The sequence below is a fragment of the uncultured Oscillibacter sp. genome (genome assembly GCF_910584465.1).
GTDB lineage: Bacteria > Bacillota > Clostridia > Oscillospirales > Oscillospiraceae > Oscillibacter.
Genome location: NZ_CAJUBK010000131.1, coordinates 1 through 1,981 on the forward strand (window position 1 = coordinate 1; position 1,981 = coordinate 1,981).

3 protein-coding genes are annotated in these 1,981 nt (G+C 70.0%); all 3 read left to right on the forward strand.

Annotation, left to right across the window (positions count from 1 at the left end; translation table 11 throughout):
• Positions 1-122, forward strand: a 122-nt coding sequence (locus QZ332_RS13545) for a Trp family transcriptional regulator (protein WP_295766407.1), incomplete at its 5' end; no start/stop codon positions are given.
• The gene (locus tag QZ332_RS13550; RefSeq protein ID WP_295766403.1) at positions 119-859 is read left to right on the forward strand and encodes a class I SAM-dependent methyltransferase; all 741 of its coding nucleotides are present in this window, start codon (positions 119-121) and stop codon (positions 857-859) included. The genes QZ332_RS13545 and QZ332_RS13550, both read left to right, overlap by 4 nt.
• Positions 860-869: 10 nt before the next feature.
• Positions 870-1,748, forward strand: a complete 879-nt coding sequence (gene hslO, locus QZ332_RS13555; RefSeq protein WP_295766405.1) for an Hsp33 family molecular chaperone HslO — start codon at positions 870-872, stop codon at positions 1,746-1,748.
• The last annotated feature ends 233 nt before the right edge of the window (positions 1,749-1,981 follow it).

A 1,981-nucleotide genomic window follows, 5' to 3' on the forward strand; every position in this document is an offset into this window, starting at 1 on the left:
ACGACATCCTGGAGCGCACCGGGGCCTCCAGCGCCACCATCAGCCGGGTGAACCGTTCCCTGAACTACGGCACCGGGGCCTATGCCCAGCTCTTCGCCCGGATCAAGGACAAGACGCCATGAGCGCCTATGACGCCCTGGCCGCCAGCTACGACGGCCTGATGGCCGACGGGGACTACCGCCGCCGGGCGGCGTTTTTGGACCGGCGGCTGAAAAAGAGCGCGGCCCCCGTGCGTACCGTGCTGGACCTGGCCTGCGGCACGGGGACCATCGCCTGCCTCCTGGCCGGGAGGGGGTACGAGGTCCTGGCGTCGGACGGCTCGGAGGAGATGCTGACCCAGGCGGCGGCGAAGGCGGCGGGGCTGGCGCGCCCGCCGCTGTTCCTGCTCCAGCCGATGCCGAAGCTCCGCCTGGCGGAGCCGGTGGACGCGGTGGTCTCCACCCTGGACTCCCTGAACTACCTGACGCGGGAGCGGGACCTCCGGGAGACCTTCCGGCGGGTGCGCCGCTGGCTGCGGCCGGGCGGGCCGTTCCTGTTCGACGTGAACACGCCTTACAAGCTCCGCCGGATGGACGGGGAGCTGTATATGGACGAGACGGAGGACAGCGTCTGCGTCTGGCGGACCTTCTTCTCGGAGAAGAGGCAGATCTGCACCTATCAGGTGGACCTGTTCCGCCTGCGCCCGGACGGGGCCTGGGACCGGAGCTTCGAGGAGCACCGGGAGCGGGCTTGGAGCGAGGAGGAGATCCGCCGCTGCCTGGCCGGGGCGGGCTTCGCCTCCGTCCGGCTGACGGGGGACTTGACCGAGCGGGCGCCAAGAGCGGACGAGGACCGCTGGCAATTCCAAGCGAGCGGATGAGGGAGGACCTATGAGCGACCAACTGATACGCGCCATCTCCAAGGATGGCCTGATCAAAGTCTCCGCCGTCTCCACGCGGGACCTGACGGAGCGGGCCCGGCAGATCCACAAGACCCTGCCGGTGGCCACGGCGGCCTTGGGCCGCCTCCTGGCGGGAGCGTCCATGATGGGCAATGCCCTGAAGGAGGAAGCCGCCAGCCTGACCCTGCAGGTCAAGGGCGGCGGTCCGCTGGGGGGCCTGCTGGCGGTGTCCGACCACGAGGGCAACGTCCGGGGCACGGTGGACCACCCCGACGTCGACCTCCCCCTGCGGGAGGACGGCAAGCTGGACGTCGGCGCCGCCGTGGGCAGCCAGGGCACGCTGACGGTCATCCGGGACCTGCGGATGAAAGAGCCTTACGTGGGCAGCGTGGGCCTTTTGTGGGGGGAGATCGCCGAGGACATCGCCCTCTACTTCGTGGAGAGCGAGCAGGTGCCCACGGCCTGCGGCCTGGGGGTCCTGGTGGACCGGGACCAGAGCGTGCTGGCGGCGGGGGGCTATCTCGTGCAGCTGCTCCCCGGCGCGGATGAGGAGACCGCCGGACAGCTGGAGGCGTCCCTCCGGGCGGCGGGGGCGGTGACGGAGCTCCTGAAGGCCGATCCGGACCCGGAGTCCCTGCTGCGCCGGGCCCTGCCGGGGCTGGAGCTGGAGGTGCTGGAGAAGCGCCCCATCGCATACCGCTGCGACTGCAGCCGGGCGCGGATGGAGCGGGCCCTGATCAGCCTGGGCCGGGAGGAGCTGCGGAGCATGATCGACGAGCAGGGCGGCGCGGAGCTGACCTGCCGCTTCTGCGACAACGTGCAGAGGTTCACCAGGGAGGACCTGGAGGCCCTGCTGGCGGGCTGCTGAGGGCGGCCGGGCGGCGGCTGGGGATCCCCGCCAAAAAAACAGGGCCGATCTTGGGCAGACCCCATTGACAAGCCCGGATCCGGCTGATATACTAGGGGAGCCGCTTTGAATGGGCTTTTCAAGTGCGCCTCCGCGCCGCCCCCGACAGCGAGCCCGTAATGAAGGAGTTGAAACAAGCATGAACGCAATCATCGTGACCGGCGGCAAGCAGTACAAGGTGGCCGAGGGCGACG